Here is an 18,847-nt window from a genome sequence, read left to right as displayed (position 1 = left end):
GCTGCGTAGCAGCGACCCGAGAATCGCCTAAAGGCTAGACACCAACGTGCGCTGGTGTGCAGGCTTTAGCCGCTCACTGTCTCTGCGTAGCAGCGACCGAGAATCGCCTAAAGGCTAGACACCAACGTGCGCTGGCGTGCAGGCTTTAGCCGCCGCTGTCGCTGCGTCGCAGCGACCCGAGAATCGCCTAAAGGCTAAACACCAGCGGTTGCTGGCCCAAACCGGCATCGGATTCGTCGGCGCCCTTGTCATGAACGTTGACGGCCAAGGCGAGGAATCGATCGTCGTCCGCAAAGACGAGTGACTGGGCCTTGAATCCTTCCAGCACGTCGCGCACCTGCGTTGCGGAAACGTGTAACTCTTGGGATTCGACAAGCTGTCGACTCACGGACTCGGCATTGCCCCCGTGCTGGATGGCCTGATACACCGCCGCCTCGATTCCCTCCAAGATGACTTCCGAGGGTCGTTCGAATCGGTGATCGTTGATTCGAACGAATCCGGGGCCGAGTCGCAGGGTTAATCGACTGGGATGCGTCGTGTATCGGTTGCCCCAGTTTTCGATCGCCGCTTTTAACGATTGCGTGTAGTGTTCCGGATCGCGACCATCGGCATGCACCGCTTCAAAATGGTACGCCAGATCGGCCAGATCGGATGCCTTTTCCCGATAGATGTACGCATAGAATTCCGCCGGCCCGGTGATTTGTAAACCGTGTGAACTCGGATCCGCATGGTAAGGGCTGTAGCGGTCGATCACCAACCGCACCATTCGCGGTGGCTGTAGATGCACAAGCGAGGGTGCGGCGGCCGCCATCGATTCGTATTCCGCGATCGGTTCGTTGGGGAATCCGTAAATCACATTCCAAACCACATCGACACCCAACTCGGCACAGTACTTCAGCAGCCGGATGTTTTGCAGGGCCGTCGTTCCCTTGCGGATCAGTTTTAAAATGGGTGTGCTGAAACTTTCGATCCCCGGCTGAATGGTTCGAATGCCAGCGTCACGCATCAACCGCAGTTGTGACTTGCGCAGGTTCGCTTTGACTTCGAAGAACAATTGAAAGTCGATCGGTGACTCCGCCAACCGTGGCAGCAGTTCACGGTGGTAGTTCATGTCCAAAATATTGTCGACGGAGAAGAATTTGAGTCGACGATAACGCTGCGAAAGATCCATCAGTTGGTCATGGAATTGTTCCGCCGGCTTGGACCGAAAGGACATCGTGGCGCCGTTGAGCCCACAAAACGTGCAGTGAGATTTTTCGCCCCACCAACATCCTCGTGACGATTCAACCGGTAGTTGAATCTGCGGGTCGATGATCGGTTGAAGCGGGTGTCGGACCAGTCGCTGAAAATACTCGTCATAGTCCGGCCCAGGCACGTCGGCCATGGTGAAGGACGCGTTCGAAGCGGCCGGGTTGATTCGCTGGACATCCGAATCCCGCAGACAGATTCCCGGCAATTCCGACGGGCTGTTGCCGGATTGCCAGTTTTGGATCAGTTCGGGAAAAACCCCTTCCGATTCGCCCCGGACGACGGCATCGATGAACGGAAAGCGTCGAAACAGTGCCGCTCCCATCTCGCCCTGGCAATTGGCCCCACCGAAGACAACTTTCAAATCGTTGTCGTGCATCTTGAGTTGTTTCGCCAAAACGAGCGAGGCGATGTTTTGGCTGAACATCGTGGTGAAGCCTACCACGCCCGGCGACTGGGCCAGGATCTCTGAGACGCATTGATTGAGGAACTCCGGCACCCAATTCCGCACCGCAAAGGCGCTGTCGATGACTCTCGCCGGGATGCGTTTCTGGACAAGAAAACGGTAATACTCCGCGTCGAACTTTGGGTCGCTGGGAAACAGTGGCGGCACGCCGAAGATCCACTCTCCCAAGCCGACACCGTGAAACGTGTCGCTGACCGACTCGATTCCGGCCAGCATTTCTTCGCGATGATAGACGCGTTGGGCGAGGAACCGGGACCATTCCAGGTAGAACGAGTGACTCGTCGTCTCGATGTCGTGTTCCGATAACAACGCCTGGTTGATTCCCAATTGAATCGACGGCATGTTGGTGCTGTGCCACGGCATCGATACCAGAGCGACGCGAGGATTCAACATGCTCCGAATCTCGAAAGCAGGACGGAAGTTTTGTAAATGGTCACGGAAACGTCGATCGGCGACCTATGATTCTACTTTACCGTTCGCCAAACATCCGATCGCTTTTCGTGCCCAGAATGGATTATGTCTGACGAGTCCCTTTCGCCGAGTCGCTACATCGAAGACCTGCTTGCCGGTCAAATGCGTGCACGCAGTCTGGCGATCGCTCACCGATTGGGATTGTTTGCCGCCTTGGCTGACAGAACCTGTGATGTGACGGGCTTGTCGAACACGCTCGGCGTCCAGGCAACCGGACTGCGCAAGCTGCTCGTCACGTTGGAAACGATGGATTTGGTCCGGCGTCTGGGCGACGATTACGAATTGACCGAGCTCGCACGGCAAAGCCTACTCGGAAGAAATGCCCAGTCCTTCGGAGAATTCGTCGATTTTTTCACCGACCAATTCGAAAGCAAACCGATTTCGTTGTTAATGAATCATTTGCGGTTTGGTGGGCCTGTGCGACCGGCGACCACCGCGGACCAATGGCGACACTACATGGCGGCCATGGATCGGATGGCACATCTGTCGGCCGACCGGATCGCCGAAACCATGCAGCTTGATCGAGATCAGACGCTGCTCGATTTGGGCGGCGGCCCGGGCTGCTATGCGATCGCGGCGTGCAAACGATACCCGCACTTGAACGCGACGATTTTGGATCTGGATGATGCGTTGCGTTTCGCCCATCAGAACGTCAGCGATGCTCAACTGGCCGATCGAATCAAGTTGCGTCCGGGTTCGGTCACCGATGGATGCTATGGCGGACCGTATGACGTGATCTTGCTCTCCCACACGATCCATCTGTTCGACGAATCGTCCGTCCAGTCAATCTTCTCCGCCTGTCACGCCGCGCTGGGTGCGAGCGGACGTTTGGTGGTGCGTGACCTGTTCACCGACGGTGGCCGCACGCAACCGGCGTTGGGCGCGCTGGTGGCATTCCACATGTGGAACGAAGGCGATGCCTACTCGGTGCCTCAAACGACTCGACTGTTGGTGCAAGCCGGGTTCCAACCGCCTCGTCACGTGCCATTTTGCGACGGCGAAGATCCCGAGATTTTGGGTTCGTTACTGATTTCCGCCAAAGCCGAACCGACGTCGACCTGATTCAGTCTGGGACAACGTCGTAGCGTCCCGGGGCGAGGATCGATTTGGGATCCAACGCCCGCTTGATCGACTGCACGCAGCGATCATGATCATCCTGAGATTTTGGCAGGGAATCCATGGACAACAGCGTCAAGCGATACGGCAGATGCCCGAGGTCACGTAGCAGCGTCATGACCTGGTCATGGCACGCGACCGCACGTTTATCTTCGCCGGCAATCTCGCGATCGTAGATGATCGAAAGGTACAAATGGGCGCAACGTCCGTTGACGCAGTTCATTCCCAGATTGGGTTCAAAGCCATGTTGCAAGGCGACGGGCTCCACGGCGTTGATGACGTCGACCAGTTCTTGGCCCACCAGTGGGACGGCAAAGCACATCCAAATCAAACCGCATCGGTCGCGATCCGGGTTGATGTGCGTCGGCAATCCGCCTTTCTTTCGCCAGTACGCCGAGCGAATGTTGTGTTCGGTGGGCACACCCAAATAGACGTTCTGCGAATCATTCGAATCGCCCCATTGCCAATCGCTTGTCACCGCATTGAGCCTCTGCTGCACAAGCTTGGCGGTCGCATCGGCGATTTCGGGGCTGGCAGCATAAATCGCCCCGCCGATCAGCCACGGTTCGCTCGGGAACCTTTCGATGTCCACGGGGGTTTTTCCGTCCATGGCCTGCCACGGGTAACCGCCCATCGTCGACGCCATCTTATGGCTGTTCCACAAACCGATTCCGTTGGTCTCGACGACACGATGGAGTAACAATTCACGAGACGTGTCGATGGCTTGGTTCAGTTCATCCCGTCGACCGATGCGTGCCATGAACGGTTTGAGAACTTGGGGAGAGGGCGTCAACCAAACCGTCAGTTGAGTGATCACGGCCAGGTTGGACTGCGTGAACAACCCTTCCAGGTTTGGGCCGACACCGTCGCGATGAAGCTGCTTTGCACTCGCGTTGGAGAAGCGTCCAAAACCGGTGTGAACGCAGTCCCCGTTGGCAAGCACCGCCTGCATGTTGGCAACGAAGTCGGCTCGCTGGCCGTAGGGCCCGGCGGCTTCACCCCGCTCGGCGACGTTTCCGATCAGACTTCCCTGGGGCGGGCCTCCGGGGACCGGCAGGAAGAACGTCGATTGCTGATCACGCAGAAATTCACTCGCCTGTTGGAACGTCACGCCGGGTTCTACTACCAAGAAACCCAACCGCGGGTCGAAGTCCACGATTCGGTTCATCCGAGACAGGTCCAACAGCACGGCGTCGCGTGTGGGGACGGAGGAACCGAGCCCCCAATTGCAACCGCGACTGGTCGGGTAGACCGGCAGCTCAAATCGGTTTGCGATCCGCAACGATTCTCGCACCTCGTCATGAGTGCCGGGGCGCAGAATCGCAACAACCGATGCATTGGTCGGAAACGTCGCGGTCGATGCCCGGTCCAGCGATTCGGCCGACGTCACGACGTTCGCCTGTCCCAGTGCCTCACGCCAAGCAGCGACAGCAGCATCGATCGATTCGTTCACTCTGGAAAACCTTTCTGGAAGCGTTGGCGTGCTCTGTTAAACGTTGGAATTCAGAGTCTTGCTCTACTATAGTGCATCAAATCGTTCAGCACGGCGAGCGGTTCTCCGGAATTGGTTTTCACGCAGCCTTGATCAGCGTCTCACCTCCAGGACGAGGAACCCCATTGTGACCAGCTCCGACGAGTCCCCGAATTCAACTGACGCCGAATCGGATTGGGTGCCGCTGGAAGGCAGTGCCGTTCCGATGCCACAGGACGTCCGCGAATTGGGTGACGCCGATCCGAATCGCTCCCTGGTGATCACCATTTATGTTCGTCCTCGAACCGATGCACCCGCGCTGAGCGAGGACCGGGCCGAGACGCTCGCGGACGAAGTGCTTTCACTGGAGCAGTTCGAAGAACAATTTGGTTCCAGCGACGAGGACATCGATGCCGTCGTGGACTTCTGCCAAGGCGTCGGCTTTGATTTGATCGAACCCTTTGCCGGACGCTGCGTGGTTCATGCCCAGGGCACGGTCGCGCAGTGTAGCGAAGCCTTTCAGGTTGCGTTGAAGCGGTTTGATTGTCGCCGCGGAAAATTCTTTGGGCACCACGGCGATGTGTTCGTCCCACGAGCGCTGGACGGAATCATCGAGGCCGTCGGTGGGCTGGACAGCATTGGAACCCTCGGGCGAATTCGCATCGAAGAGAACATCAAGGAGGTCGAACTCGATGAGCCAGACCTGCCGCCGGACGCACTGCCGGCGGCGTGGCCCGAACCCGAAGACGCGCCGCCGGACATCGTTCGGTCCGAGGCGTTGGCCTGGGTGGATCCGTCCGGCATTTCACCGGTCGCGAGCCAAAGTGTGAGCGTGGATTCCGACGCGACGTGGACGGGCCCTGAGGAAGGCGGTGATGCCCCGGTGGTCTGCGCCGAAGCGCGTGCGGAATACCGATCGGAAGAGAGGATGGGGGCCGACCCATTCGGACCCGACTATGCCCCGCCACGCAGCTCCAACGACGAACCGATTCCACCCGGCTATCGCATCCACTTTCCGTCAAAGATCGCGCGGCTGTATGACTTTCCTGAACAGTTTGATGGATCCGGCGAAACGATCGGCATCATCTCGCTGGGCGGGCAATTTCATCGGTCCGACATGGAGACGTACTTCCGCGTGCAGGGCATCACGCCTCCAGAGATCATCGTGGAGCCGATCGGGCAACAGTACCCGCGTGCCGCTTCTCCGCCTGGCCCGCCGGACAAGACTTGGAACGCTCAGCAAATCGCCGAGTACGCAAATGATCTCGAATTAACGCTTGATCTGCAGGTCGCCGGTAGTATCGCACCGGGTGCGAAGCTGGTCGTTTTTCGATTGCACCCCAACGCCCGGCAACCCTACCTGACGGCGTTGACCCACGCGTTGCATTCGCAGAACCGTCCGTCGGTGGTTTCGATCAGCTATGGTTCTGCAGAAGCCACCTTGGCGTCTCGCCCAATGCAGTTGGCCAACTCACTGTTTGCACGGGCTTCGTTGATGGGGATCACGATCTGTGCGGCATCCGGTGATGCCGGTTCTGCATCGCGAGACTTCGACGTGATCCGAACACGGCCGACCAGCCCGCACGTCAACTTCCCCGCCAGTTCGCCTTATGTTTTGGCCTGTGGTGGGACCGAAATTGAAACGACCGACGGCAATATTGTCAGAGAATACGCCTGGAATGATCTCGATCAATGCCGTCTTGCCACTGCCGGCGGCCGCAGTCGAGAGTTCAAATGTCCCGACTATCAATGTCAAATCAAGCTTCCCTCAATGCCCAGTCAGCAAGACGACTTCGATGGGCGGGGCTTGCCGGATGTTGCGGCCAACGCGTCACTGGCCAGCGGCTACCACACGCTGCTTGCCGGCAGGTGGGACTACAGCGGCGGCACGAGTGCCTCGGCGCCACTTTGGGCGGCGTTGATCGCGAGGATCAATCAAGGTCTCGGGCGCCGCGTCGGATTCATCCATCCGATCTTGTATCGCTTGGCCGGCACCGATGCCTTCCGTGATATCACCGAAGGCAGCAACGGCTTTTTTAAATCCGGCATCGGTTGGGACGCATGCACCGGCCACGGCGTTCCCGTCGGCCGAGCCTTGTTCGAGGGAGTGAAACGAGAGTTGGCCAAGCGGCCGGAACGCAAACCGGAGGATCCACCTACTGAGACGACGGACATCGCCGCGCAAGCCCAACAATCTGCCCGCCTCGCCCAGCAAGCGGCCCACTTCGCTCAATTTGCGATTTCTTCACTCTCCCCCCCAAACTGGCGTCGGCCGGATTAGAATGCGCCCACCTCATGGTTTATCGAAACCGTTATTGATTGGTTTCATTTTCTTTCCACCCAAATTGAGAGAGTGATTTATGAGCGACGAACGAGCCCAAGCGGCGTTACATGCGGCACAGCACGCCGCGATGGCCGCTCATCACGCTGCAATGGCTGCCCAATGCGCGGCGATTGCTGCCGGGGCACCGCAGCAAGGAACAGGTGGCGGACCCGGTCAGATGCAGGGGCCGCCGATGGGTTATCAGTATCCTGGGCAAAACCCCTACATGCAGCAGCAACCGGGACCGCACCCGATGACCGTTTGGTGATCCGTTGTTGCTTTCGCCCTCCACCCTGCCGGCGTATCTGCGTCGCCGCGGGCATCGGGAACATTGCGATGGGTTCGAAACGAGTGACTTCATGTCACCAACCTGCGAGATTTCACCAACCGTCGAGATTTCACCAACCGTTGGGCGAAACCGCAACTTTATCGTTCGAAACCAGAATGGATCGGGGTTGTTCGTCAAGCAGATTCGTTCGCTTGACCCAACCTTGATCGCCGACCAGGAAGTCGAAGCATCGATCCTGGATTTGTTTCATCGCCAGCAGAGCTGGTCTTCACTACGGGAATTCGTCCCGCGGTTGGTCGATGTCGATCGCTCACGCCATGTTCTGATCATGGAGTCCGTCGACGGGAAAAACTTGTTTGACCTGTCCACGACTGGACCGATCAACAGCCGGCCTCAACGATTGATCGCGTGGTCATCGACCGTGGGCGAGGCCTTGGCACAACTCCACAACGGTGGACGCGATCCGGCCAACGACGCCCAACGGGGACGCCTTCGCGCGACGTTGCCGGTTGCGATTCGTCTGCAGGCTCCGGTGAGCTACGCGTCTCAAGCCGGCCCCGCCTACGCTGCAATCGTCCGGACGATCCAACAAGACGCTCCGTTGTTTGAGGAGTTGCAGCGCAATCAAACGCTGTGGCGCGACGCAACGATCATCCATGGTGATCTGAAGTGGGACAACGTGATGGTGGATCCCGATTCGGATTCCCGCGTCACCCTCGTCGATTGGGAACTCGCCGCATCGGGGGACCCCGCCTGGGATGTCGCCGGCATGCTGCAGTCCTACATCGCGTGCTCCATCGAGCGATCACTCACGTCGGCATCCGATCACGCACCCGATCTACGTGAAGCCGCCGATGTGTTTTTTGACTCGTATACCCAGCACTGCAGCGGCCCATGTGACACAAGCTTTGCCGAACGCGTCAATCGGTTTTGTGCATCACGATTGATTCAGACCGCCATGGAACGCGATTTCCATTTAAAAACCCCCGGGGTCTTTTCGTTCCGGTTGATTGAAACGAGTCGCAAGATGCTGTGTCAGCCCTTTGCCAGACCTGGGCTTCACAGGTCAACAGCCCGCTCGATCAGTCAAGACGAAGTAGCCCAGCCCCGTTTGCAGGATCGATTGCTTGCGATCGCGAAGCGTCTCGAAATCATCTCTGACTCCACCTTCGCGTTCTCAGGAAAAGTTCATCAGGTCGATCCAGCAGTTGTCTCGCCATTGCAGGGTTCCCCGGCCACGCCGCGCGAGAAACTGATCGATGCCCTGACGCTGGTGATTTACTTTGCCGCCTATTGTCGCGACCCCGACGAAGCACCGTATCGCGTCCCAGTCGACTTGGTGCCTGACCCGTGGTTCGTCGAGCGACTGTCCAGCGCCAATCAGACCCGCGGAACGTTGCAACCGGGATGGTTGCCTGTCCGTCCGGGCTTTAACCGATGGCAGATGCAGCCGTTGAATGTGATGCGTCTCAAGCGTGAAGATCGCACGTGTCTGCCGTACTATTATTTCGCATTCAGTGAGACGTTGCCGAATGAATACAAGGAGGGGAACCAAGTTCGATTTTATTTCCATTGCGATCAGCACTCGGTGTTCGATGTCATCCAGGCGTTGACGCTTTGTCTCAATCGCAGCTTGATTCCGTTCCGAATCAAATGCCTGAATCATCCCAGGTTGTTCGGGCGACGCGATGCGTTGGTGTTGTACGTTGAAAAGCGCGATGTTGATGGGGTGATTCGCTGTGTCAAAGCACTAGTCGATCGATCCTCGTTTCGTCTTTCGTCGGGAATTCCATTGTTCACCAAAGCGATCTGTCCCGGAATCGGGGTCGCGGAAGACCCCGGCGACGGCCGAAGCTTTGGCCAAAAAGTCAGCCGGTTGCTGGCCGAGGCGTTGATCATCGCCAATGAATCGAATGATCTACACGACCCCAAGGTGTTGGACCACATCGAAAAACAGTTTCGGTGCGCAGGCATCGAGCTGGGACAGGCACACCTACGGCCTGGGTCGAACGGAAAATAGGCGTCGGCGCCTGTCCCACTTGTTTTCTGATTGACTTGTAGCGGTAGGGCGCTGATTGACTTGTAGCGGTAGGGCGCGAGCCCTCCGGGCTTTCAGGGGCATTTCAAGCTGGCTTGTGCCGTTCCGCTAAAGCGGCAACTTATTGGTGGACGGTCCCTCAGCGTCGGGTCATCTGCAGCAACGGATTACTTTGAGATTGACGCGGCTGCGGCGCGCAGTCGAGAGATGTTGTCGGCGGAACCGTCGGGTGCGGTTTCCAAGATCGTCTCGCGGGGAAGATGGCGGGCGTCGAGGATGCCGCTGGAGCCGGTGGAGCCGGTGGAGCCGGTGGTCACTCGCCATTGGCCGTCATACACGCTGACGGTGCCGTGAATACCGCCCGTCACCCAACGACGCGGCGATGGCTGTCCGCCATCAAGTCGACTCGCAAAGGACACACCGTCCAGCGGGAGATCGGCGGGAACTTCAACGCCGGCGAGTTCGCAAAGGGTCGGGAACCAGTCGGCCATGTCGATCAGGTCGTCGGCCACTGTCCCTGCCTCGATTCTGCCCGGCTGTCGGCAGATCAGCGGAATGTGGGTGCCGGCGTCGTTGAGATCCGTTTTGCCGCCACGAACTTCGCCGGCTGTCGTTGTTCGCGGCGTTTTTGAGTCCGTGCCGTTGTCACCCATGAAGATCACCATCGTGTTTTCGGCAATTCCCAACCGGTCGACCTCGTCGAGGATCCGGCCGCACAATTTGTCCATGTAGGCGATCATGCCGCTTAGGGATGAGGGTGTGGATTCCGCTTTGTCGTCTGGCGTCTGGATGATCGGCCAGTGCGGCAGTAACATGTTGTGGTGAATGTAGAACGGACGCTTGGCTTGGGCCGCCGTCCGCATCTGGTCGATCACGTAGTCGGCCAACACGTCGGGGCCGAAACGGTCAGCGATGTCTTCACGAACGCGTCCGTCGTGGTTGAAGCACGGCTTCCAATAACGCGTCGTTTTGGCTCCTTGACGCCAGATTTGCCAAACGCACCAGGAGTCGAAACCGGCATCGCGACAGTGCTCAGGATGAAATTCCAGCGTCGCGAGTTGCCACTTGCCGGTCACGGACGTCAGAAAGCCGGCGTTGCGCAGCAGCTGCGGATAGGTCGTCCAGCGTCGGCGGAAATCGACGGCCTTCTTCGTCCCTAGGTGGACGGGCAGCACATCGAAATAACCGTGACGCGACACGTACGCGCCTGTGTAAAGACTCATCCGCGACGGAGTGCAAACGGGGCTGGTGTACGCGCGGCTGAATCGCATTCCCTGTGCGGCGAGTCGATCGAGGTGCGGCGTGTTGAAGTCTTTACCGCCATAGCAGCCGAGGGCTTCGTAACCGAGATCATCCGCCAAGAGCAGCAAAATGTTAGGAGGCGGGGCGTCGGAACGATGGCCAGGATTCGAAGGTTCGGGAGGCTCTGCGGTTTGTCCCATGCCGGGCAACGCGAAGAGGATGGCGAGTGAGAAGCAAAATGCGTGAGTGAATACATTCACTGAAAGATCCCTATCTCGAGCGGCAGGCTGATCACTGGTGGGAAGTCACGACGCGGACGAGTCGATTATACTGCCCGACCCGAAAGATCCGCAGGCCCCACGGGTTCAGGAGGATCTGTTTTGGCACTACCCCCATTACCATTGGATGGGAGCCCTGCCCTACGGCGCGATCCGCGAGTGAAGCAAGCACAAGTGCGAACGGCTACACCAAAGCGAAACGTTGACACGTCACTCGCCGGAGAAGAAGTAAATGGTCAGAGCAATCATGCTTGTCGAATGTCTTGTTTTCATGCAGGCGATGGTACTACCGTGCGTCGCTCAGGGGCAACCGGAGCAAAGCTCATCCGTTCATTATTCTGATCGTGGCAGATGACCTGGGATACGGCGATCTGGGCTGTTGCGGCAGCAAGGTTCACGACACGCCGAATATCGATGCGCTCGCCGCATCCGGGATGCGATTGACGGACTTTCATTCCGCGGGCGCGATGTGCAGCCCGACTCGCGCGTCATTGCTGACCGGACTTTATCCGCAGCGTTTCGGGGGTATGTTTGATGGTGCCCTGTCCGGGACCACGCAGCGTCAGCACGGTCTTCCGCTGGAAGCGGAGACCATCGCAGAGCGGCTGAGAGAAAAGGGGTATGCCACCGGTTGCTTTGGGAAATGGCACCTCGGTTACCGGGCGCCGTTTCTGCCGACTCGCCAGGGGTTCGACGTGTTTCGAGGGCTGGTGTCAGGTGACGGGGATTTCCACACACAGATCGACAGGTCGGGAAACGAGGACTGGTGGCACAACGAAACGCTCGTCAGAGAAGAGGCCTACACGCCTTTTGCGTGTCAGATGAGGTTTGAGTGGGCGGTTTCGGGCAACGGCCGTTCACACCCATCGTCTTGGGCATCGCCCCGGGGCCGGTTTTAGTCTTCTGCCGGAGCGCGATTGCATGATATATCAGTTTGATATATACTGGGCGAATGGCGTCGAAACAAAAAACAAAATTCGCGGTGCTTGGGCTGCTGACCTGGAAGCCGATGTCGGGCTATGACATCAAGAAAATGGTCGATGTCGGCTTGTCGCACTTTTGGAATGAAAACTACGGCCAGATCTATCCAACGTTGGAACAGTTGGTTCGAGACGGTATGGCCACAAAAAAAGAAAAACGGATCACCGGCCAGAGACAGCGATTTGTGTATGCCATCACCCGCAAGGGACAACGGGCCTTCAGCGACTGGCTGAGCGAACCGACTGACGCGCCGATCGTTCGGAATGAGTTGCAACTGAAGTTCTTTTTGAGTTGTAAGTTGCCGGCCGACCAGAGTGTTCGGCTGATCAACGAATATCGAGCACAACAGCAGGGCATGCTCGATGAGTATCGACAATCAGAGAACGTGCTTCGTCAGGCGATTCGCGATGAAACGTACCCAGATGATCTAAGCAGAATTTTCGAGATAGCGAATTCCTCGGACAAGAGTCGGGCCGTGCACTGCAACATCTTTCTACTGACGTTGCGACACGGCATTCATGCGATCGAGGCAAGGTTGGCATGGTGTGACGAAGTGCTGGAAAACTTGAGTCGCTAAATGTCCTGCTGAAAACTCAATTTGACAAGTCGGAACGGCTCGCCAAATTTGCAGACCAACGCGAGCGGTGATTGACGACCTTTGACCATGGGCGATGCGATGCAAGACACAAGTGTGGGCGCGACACGGCTCGGTCGGGTGCTGGTTGCCAGCAAGTGGGCGGGCTTGGTTGAAGTGGCTGTCGTGTTTGCGAGCGGCATCGCGGTGATCTTACTTGCCAGCAACACATTCGGGCAGACTCCGGTCGCATCGATCGGCAGCGTCTGGGCTGCCAATCTGTTGATGCTGGCGATCGTGTACTGGGGACTGCGATTGCGCGGGCAAAGTTGGACGCACTTGGGGCTGGACCAAAGTCTTTCTCGCTGGCGTTCCGCGATCCGTGTCTTCTTGCAATCGATTGTCGTGTTTGTTGCCGCGATTGTAGCTTTTGTGTTTGCCGCGATTCTGATGGCGAATCTGCTTGGCATTCCGGAGCGGGCAGACATGAGTCAGTACGATTACCTCCGCGGCAATCTCACCTTGACGATCCTCGCCTTGGCATCTGTGTACATCGTCTCGACATTCGCTGAAGAAGTCATTTATCGGGGATTCATGATCACACGAATATCCGAGTTGGGGGCAGGTGGAAGGACGGCTGGGTGGTTGGCCATCGTCTCCAGTTCCATCGTGTTCGGCCTGGTCCACTCGGACTGGGGGCTCGCCGGAATGGTCCAGGCCAGCTTCATGGGATTGGCGTTGGGGATTTCCTACGTCGTGGTTCGGCGGAATCTCTGGGTCACGATTCTTGCGCACGGATACATGGATACAATTCTGGTGTTGCAAATGTATGCCGGCATTGGGTCTTAGGACGTACTCTCGCCCGATTCTTCGTTCCCGCCGATGGCGTGATCCTTCAACGGCAGGGCCCCCAAGGACCGGGCGTTTTTGCTGGGCAGATCGCAAGTGGCCCTGCAAAAGGCTGTGTGCCCGGATGTCTCATCGGGCGAGTGTGGCGGAACACTTCATCGAAGTCGGCAACAAAAAACTTGAGATGTCGAATTTCCAGCTGTTAGACTTGCGGTTTACTTTTTCTGTCGCTTTTCTTCCATCCGCGGATCGATACCCTTGATTGCCCGAATCATCTCAGGCGTATTCATCGTGTTCTTTGGCATTTCCGTCCGCGGTCTTGCCGAACCACCGACCAACACGGATCCGGCCGTCGGGTATGTGGGGACAAAAACGTGCGCTCAGTGCCATGAGGCCGAACACTTAACGTATCTGGATACCAAGCACAGCGAATCGATGGAGCGAGTCGATCCGGACAAAGAGGTTTCCTCGGCGACGTTTCATCACGAAGCGTCCGGCAACGACTATCAGGTGTTGCGTCGCGGCGACGACCTGATTCATCGCGAGATCCTTCGCGGTCCCGACGGCGAGGAATTGGCCCGAACCGAACACCCGATCGTCTTCACGCTCGGCTCGGGAACGCACGGAAAAAGCTATGTCTATCATGACGGATCGCATTTCGGCCAATCTCCGTTGTCTTGGTACCAGGACACGGGGAAGTGGGCCATGTCGCCCGGCTATGATGTGCCCTTTCATCCCGGATTCGGACGCAAGCTGAGTTCGGAGTGTTTCTTTTGCCACGTCGGCGACATCGATCGCAAGAACGGCAACCCGAATGAGTTTTCGATTCTGGAAGAGAAAATCGGATGCGAGCGTTGTCACGGACCAGGTGAAAAACACGTCGCCCGATACCGCGAGAACCCGAAGTTTGCGGGGGCAGACAACACGATCGTCAATCCGTCCAGACTCTCACGCGAGCTTTCCGAAGCCATCTGTCAACAATGTCATTTGCAGGCCGCCGGCAAAGCGATGTTGGCCAACAAAGATGAATGGGACTATCGACCCGGGTTGCCGTTGACCGACTTTCGGATCGATTACCAATATCGTCTCGGCGATGACACGATGCGCGTCGTGGGACATGTGGAGCAGTTGCACATGAGCAAGTGCTATCAGCAAACCGAGTCGCTGACCTGCATCACCTGTCACAATCCGCACCAAACCGTTCCGGCCGAATCGACGATCGAGCACTATCGAAAGATCTGTTTGTCTTGCCACACCGATCAGTCCTGTGGTGAGCCGCATGCCAAACGGGTCGAAAAGGCGCAGAACGACTGCAGCCAATGCCACATGCCCGCCCAGGGCACCGAGGTTCCCCACACGGCGTTTCATCACCACCGCATCGGCATTCACAGCGGGCAAGCAACCAGTGTCGAACCGGCGGTTGGGTTGAGCCCGGTCTTGGATGTCGCCGAGTTGCCGGGCATGGTTCGCAAACGTTGCGAAGCGCTCGCCAAGTTCCAGGTCGCCCAAGAAGATCCCGGCAATCCGAATTTCCGAGACTATGGCATCGAAGCCGCCAAAGCCCTGATTGAAGTCAAGAACGCGGGCCATGCGGACGCCGATGCGACCACCATCCTGGCCATGTTGGCTCGTTCGCAGGGACAGTCGGCGATCGCCCAGGACCTGGCAAGGGAAGTGGTGGCCAGTGAGCGAGTGCCCTCGCGTCCGCGATTGGAATCACTGCGTCTGCTCGCCAATCTCGCCTACCAGCGCCGCGAATTCGCCGAAGCGGCGAAGTACTATCGCGAAGTCACGGAGTTGCAGAGCGAGCCGTTTGACTATTTTCAATTGGGTGTTTCGGAGCAGAACTCGGGAAACACCGAGCAGGCGATTGAATCGCTGAACAAGACGATTGAGCTGGCTCCGCAACACGTCAGCGCGCACCGTTTTCTGGCCGCCATCTATCAGTCACGCGGGCGTGGCGATCTGGCGGCTCGGCACTCGAAGCTCGCCGGTCAACATGCGATGCGGTTGCAGCAGTTGCAGGTGAAGACCCAGGAATAACGGTTTCCCAGCGCTCAATGGCAGTCCCGGCATGGCGTCACCGCTCGTTGCGGCGGCCAGGATCGCAAGCAGATGTCGCGGTTCCAATGGTTCGCCGACGAGTCGGCGTCGTCGCGGGCTGGCAGCAAGTGGGCTGGCAGCAAGTGGGCGGCCCAAGGATCGCATTCGCCAATCGATGGCCAGCCCGTTGGTCAACCATTTCATCCTGCTGCGATCCCTCTGCGCCATGACCCATCTCCTCGTGATTGACGAAGTCTTTGGATGGCGATTGTAGTGCAGAGGAGCCCCGCCCGGTGACCGAGCAACAGTTTAGTCTTTAAGGGGGGGCCGGCTGCCGAGGTTCATGGCACGGCCGGAGTGGTTTCAACCGAATTCAACACCCACTCGAGCACCGAGAAGGAGCGTGTGCGAGTTTTAGCATCCATGTCCCATTCGAGGATGGTCCCACCTGAATCCCAGGAATACAGCGTTCGGTCGCTGGTTGCCAATCCCATGATCGGAGTGGTGTGCGCTGGCAGAACGCATTGTTCGGTTCCCGTCTGCAGATCGAGGATGCAAATCAGGTGCTTGCCGTGACGGTACGATGCGATGGCCGCCCAGTCTCCCCGCTCGTCGATCGCCACGACCGGTGCGGATGCTCTGCAGGCCCAACGGCGTTTGTCTGCATTGGCAGGCCCGGATTCAACGGGATAGAGCGAAATTTCGTGCGGTGCGCCGTTGTTCATCACCATCAGAAATCGACCTTGTTCAAAGTATTCGGCGTCGAAGATCGAACGTTCGCTCGATGCGATCCGCTTCAAGATTTTGCCCGATTTGAGGTCTCGAATCGAAATGCCTCCGTCGACATTCCCTGATAGGATGCGTTGGGAATCGGCGGAGAAGGCCAGTGCCTTTTGGGTTCCCGCGTGTGTCACGTGTCGATGGGGGTACTGATGAAGCAAACGGTTTTCGGTCAAGCTCCAAACCCAGACATCATTGTCGTTGATGGCTGCCAGTTTTTCGCCGTCGGGTGAGAACAGCACCTGGATGGGGTCGTGAATCGTCGCCCCGTCGATGGTTTTGATTTCCGCCATCATCTTGGCATGGGCCATCGGCGTCACGCCGGTCAACAACCGAACCTTCGCGTCGGCGCCGACCACCGCGATCGTTGACGCGTCGGGGGACAGCGCCACTGCATAAGGTTGGAGATGATACGCGTTAAGCGAGATGGCTTCGTGCGTCTTGAGGTTCATCAAGACGATATCCGACTTGATCCCCTCGGTCTGCGCGTTCAATTTGGAACGAACGACGACCGCCGCCATGCCGGTAGACCGGTTGAAGGACAGGTCCTCGAACCACACCGACCGAGTTTCGGTGACGGGCTGATATCGAAAGCCGGTCCCCCAAATCACGATGGCTTCGGCGCCGGCGAGCACGAGTACTCCGCCGAGCAGCAGACCCCACAACGCGACGAAGTCCGTCACGTGTTTCCAGGTCATCCACGGTCTCTGTATTCGCATCGGTTTAAACCTTCTCAGGCAACCGATAAGTAACAGAGCAGAGACAGCTGAAAACAAACCAAGCTTGCGGCAACGGTCATCGCCATTCGCCGCTGGTGTTTGTACAGCGTGATCAGTACGGCACAAACGAGCGCCGTGCAGATCAACTTGACCGTCACAAACAGCCACACCTGGCCGTCTTGCAGATCGAGCAACCAGACCCCGATCGGGTTCTGTTCCATCTCATAGATCACTTCATGATTCGTGACGATCAACGCTGCATCGTGCACCGAGACAAATGCGATCAGCAGGCAACAGATCCCCAGTGAGGCGGGACCGGATTCCAGCAATCGCCATATCAGTGAGGCGACCACTCGGGACCGCGAACTGGATTTCTCGGGGAGCCGGTCAAGAAACCGGCGCTTCGGCATGAGTAATTCCATTGCTTCCGTCTTTTCTCACGTTTGAAAATTGACTCCGCCACGTCAATCGATTGATTTGCGTTCAGAACGATTTAAATCACGTTGGGCGATCAAAACAATGCGTGAATCAGGGCGTTTCAGAGACTGGCGGAATAAACGCCGTCGTTCTCTTGTTGCGGGTCGTGGGCTGATGCCGCAATCGAGAACTTCCCCGATGTGAAGATTTTGCGTGCAATTCGACTCCGCTTCCAAAGTGTCCAAGTTGTTCGCGGAACGGCGCGAGCGGGCCGTCGATTTAGCGGTATTGAGATCTCGCTCTGTCGCTAAAACCTCCTGCAGTGTCGGAAATCATTGTCGTGAGGACGGAACCACCCGTGGCCACGTCGACGAGGTTGAGATCACTCAGCCAGGGGAACCGTGCGTTGTTCCTGGGCGCTGAGCACGGCGGCGTCGACGATTTGCTGGCCGATGCGACTGATCCGGGTCGACAAGGGGCCGTCGATTTGGCGGTTGTTCTGAATCACGTCCACCATGTACTGGATCGGATTTTGCTGGGGCGCCACCAACCGATCTGGCTGGATCAACCGGCCTTCGGGGCAATCACGCGTTTGCACCCGCATCGAGGTTTCATAGTCGTAGCTGGAGATCGTCCCTTCGGTGCCGACCAGGACAAAGCCGCACTTGGGTTGGGGTTGATGCGTCCAGGGATCGGTGAAGGTTCCCCAGCGGGTCTCGAATTTGGAGAGCCCGGTTTCATAGCGAGCCACGACCACGCTGTGTTCGTCGACTTCCAATCCGGCGGGCCGGTCGACCATCGCGGTGACTTCGATCGGTCGCCGCCCATCCATGTACCAGGTTCCCAGCGTGGTGCCATAACCGAGGTAATCGAGCAACGATCCTCCGCCGTGACTCTGCTTGTAAAACCAGCTGGTCGGTTTGGCTTGCTGGACCTGCTCAGCCGTCCGTTCGACTTTATCGGCCACGTGCCAGAGCGGGCCGCGGTTGCCGCCATAGTAGTGCACCTCAATGCACTGGCCGATTCGCCCCTCGTCGATCAAGCGTTTGGCCATCCGGTGAGACGCGACCCAGGCCAAGGGCCAATTGATCGCCAGGCGGACGTCGGCCGACTGGCACGCGGCGATCATCCGATCGGCCTCGGCCAGTGATCCGGCGAAGGGTTTTTCGACCAACAGGTCGCAGCCGAACGGCGCGATCCGTTCCACCCAATCACCGTGTTTCGAAGCGGCCGGACACAGGATCGCCAAGTCAGCCGGCGTCGAATCAAACAACGTTTGCGGATCGGTATGCACCCTGTCCTGCGGTATCTGGAAGCTCTTCATTGCATCCCGCATGCGTTCGGGATGTTCATCGCAGATCCCCACCAGTTCGACCCCCGGATGCTCGTGCGCCATACGCAACAGGTCACCCATGTGAAAATGATCAAAATTGATTCCAACAACTTTCAGGCGGTCGCTCATGGTCATATCTCCTGGATGACGGTGGGATGTCGTTCGGGGCCGGATTGTAGCTTACCGGGCAATTCAGATGACGGCACTCA

At 57.9% G+C, this 18,847-nt stretch carries 14 protein-coding genes; 8 read left to right on the top strand and 6 right to left on the bottom strand.

From position 1 onward, the window contains the following. Positions 1-187: 187 nt before the first annotated feature. The gene (locus TBK1r_RS16905; RefSeq protein ID WP_145212964.1) at positions 188-2,107 is read right to left on the bottom strand and encodes a RiPP maturation radical SAM C-methyltransferase; all 1,920 of its coding nucleotides are present in this window, start codon (positions 2,105-2,107) and stop codon (positions 188-190) included. A gap of 123 nt (positions 2,108-2,230) precedes the next feature. On the opposite strand from TBK1r_RS16905, the gene TBK1r_RS16900 reads away from it, so the two are divergent. Beyond that, complete coding sequence (locus TBK1r_RS16900) at positions 2,231-3,247, top strand: methyltransferase (RefSeq protein ID WP_145212961.1); 1,017 nt, start codon at positions 2,231-2,233, stop codon at positions 3,245-3,247. 1 nt (position 3,248) lies between these two features. On the opposite strand, the gene TBK1r_RS16895 is transcribed toward TBK1r_RS16900, so the two are convergent. Then, a complete protein-coding gene (locus tag TBK1r_RS16895) occupies positions 3,249-4,754 on the bottom strand; it encodes an FAD-binding oxidoreductase (protein WP_145212958.1) in 1,506 nt (501 codons plus the stop codon). Positions 4,755-4,920: 166 nt separating this feature from the next. On the opposite strand from TBK1r_RS16895, the gene TBK1r_RS16890 reads away from it, so the two are divergent. The 3 genes from TBK1r_RS16890 to TBK1r_RS16880 all read left to right on the top strand — a co-directional run bounded on the left by TBK1r_RS16890 (position 4,921) and on the right by TBK1r_RS16880 (position 9,404). Continuing rightward, the gene (locus TBK1r_RS16890; protein ID WP_145212955.1) at positions 4,921-7,053 is read left to right on the top strand and encodes a S53 family peptidase; all 2,133 of its coding nucleotides are present in this window, start codon (positions 4,921-4,923) and stop codon (positions 7,051-7,053) included. A 79-nt stretch (positions 7,054-7,132) separates the two neighbouring features. Beyond that, a complete protein-coding gene (locus TBK1r_RS16885; protein WP_145212952.1) occupies positions 7,133-7,363 on the top strand; it encodes a hypothetical protein in 231 nt (76 codons plus the stop codon). Between the two features lie 91 nt (positions 7,364-7,454). Further along, positions 7,455-9,404, top strand: a complete 1,950-nt coding sequence (locus tag TBK1r_RS16880; protein WP_145212949.1) for a T3SS effector HopA1 family protein — start codon at positions 7,455-7,457, stop codon at positions 9,402-9,404. A gap of 185 nt (positions 9,405-9,589) precedes the next feature. Here the strand turns inward: TBK1r_RS16880 and TBK1r_RS16875 are convergent, their stop codons facing one another. Continuing rightward, positions 9,590-10,924: a sulfatase-like hydrolase/transferase gene (locus tag TBK1r_RS16875; RefSeq protein ID WP_419581430.1), complete on the bottom strand. Its 1,335-nt coding sequence runs from the start codon at positions 10,922-10,924 to the stop codon at positions 9,590-9,592. Positions 10,925-11,193: 269 nt separating this feature from the next. On the opposite strand from TBK1r_RS16875, the gene TBK1r_RS16870 reads away from it, so the two are divergent. The 4 genes from TBK1r_RS16870 (at position 11,194) to TBK1r_RS16855 (ending at position 15,389) form a co-directional block, all read left to right on the top strand. Continuing rightward, a complete protein-coding gene (locus tag TBK1r_RS16870; protein WP_145212946.1) occupies positions 11,194-11,841 on the top strand; it encodes a sulfatase-like hydrolase/transferase in 648 nt (215 codons plus the stop codon). A 53-nt stretch (positions 11,842-11,894) separates the two neighbouring features. Then, positions 11,895-12,500 carry a PadR family transcriptional regulator gene (locus tag TBK1r_RS16865; protein WP_145212943.1) on the top strand — a complete coding sequence of 202 codons (606 nt, stop codon included), beginning with the start codon at positions 11,895-11,897 and terminating at the stop codon, positions 12,498-12,500. A gap of 99 nt (positions 12,501-12,599) precedes the next feature. Then, positions 12,600-13,346: a CPBP family intramembrane glutamic endopeptidase gene (locus TBK1r_RS16860; RefSeq protein ID WP_419581429.1), complete on the top strand. Its 747-nt coding sequence runs from the start codon at positions 12,600-12,602 to the stop codon at positions 13,344-13,346. A 258-nt stretch (positions 13,347-13,604) separates the two neighbouring features. Then, positions 13,605-15,389, top strand: a complete 1,785-nt coding sequence (locus TBK1r_RS16855; protein WP_145212937.1) for a tetratricopeptide repeat protein — start codon at positions 13,605-13,607, stop codon at positions 15,387-15,389. Between the two features lie 341 nt (positions 15,390-15,730). Here the strand turns inward: TBK1r_RS16855 and TBK1r_RS16850 are convergent, their stop codons facing one another. From TBK1r_RS16850 to TBK1r_RS16840, 3 genes are all read right to left on the bottom strand, one after another. After that, positions 15,731-16,867 carry a WD40 repeat domain-containing protein gene (locus tag TBK1r_RS16850; protein ID WP_145212933.1) on the bottom strand — a complete coding sequence of 379 codons (1,137 nt, stop codon included), beginning with the start codon at positions 16,865-16,867 and terminating at the stop codon, positions 15,731-15,733. Positions 16,868-16,902: 35 nt separating this feature from the next. Further along, the gene (locus TBK1r_RS16845; RefSeq protein WP_145212930.1) at positions 16,903-17,298 is read right to left on the bottom strand and encodes a hypothetical protein; all 396 of its coding nucleotides are present in this window, start codon (positions 17,296-17,298) and stop codon (positions 16,903-16,905) included. Between the two features lie 389 nt (positions 17,299-17,687). Next, entirely contained in the window at positions 17,688-18,767 is a 1,080-nt protein-coding gene (locus tag TBK1r_RS16840; RefSeq protein ID WP_145212927.1) for a Gfo/Idh/MocA family protein, read from the bottom strand. Positions 18,768-18,847 lie beyond the last annotated feature (80 nt).

This window comes from Stieleria magnilauensis, from assembly GCA_007753675.1.
GTDB lineage: Bacteria > Planctomycetota > Planctomycetia > Pirellulales > Pirellulaceae > Stieleria > Stieleria magnilauensis.
This window is presented reverse-complemented; position numbering and strand designations above follow the sequence as displayed.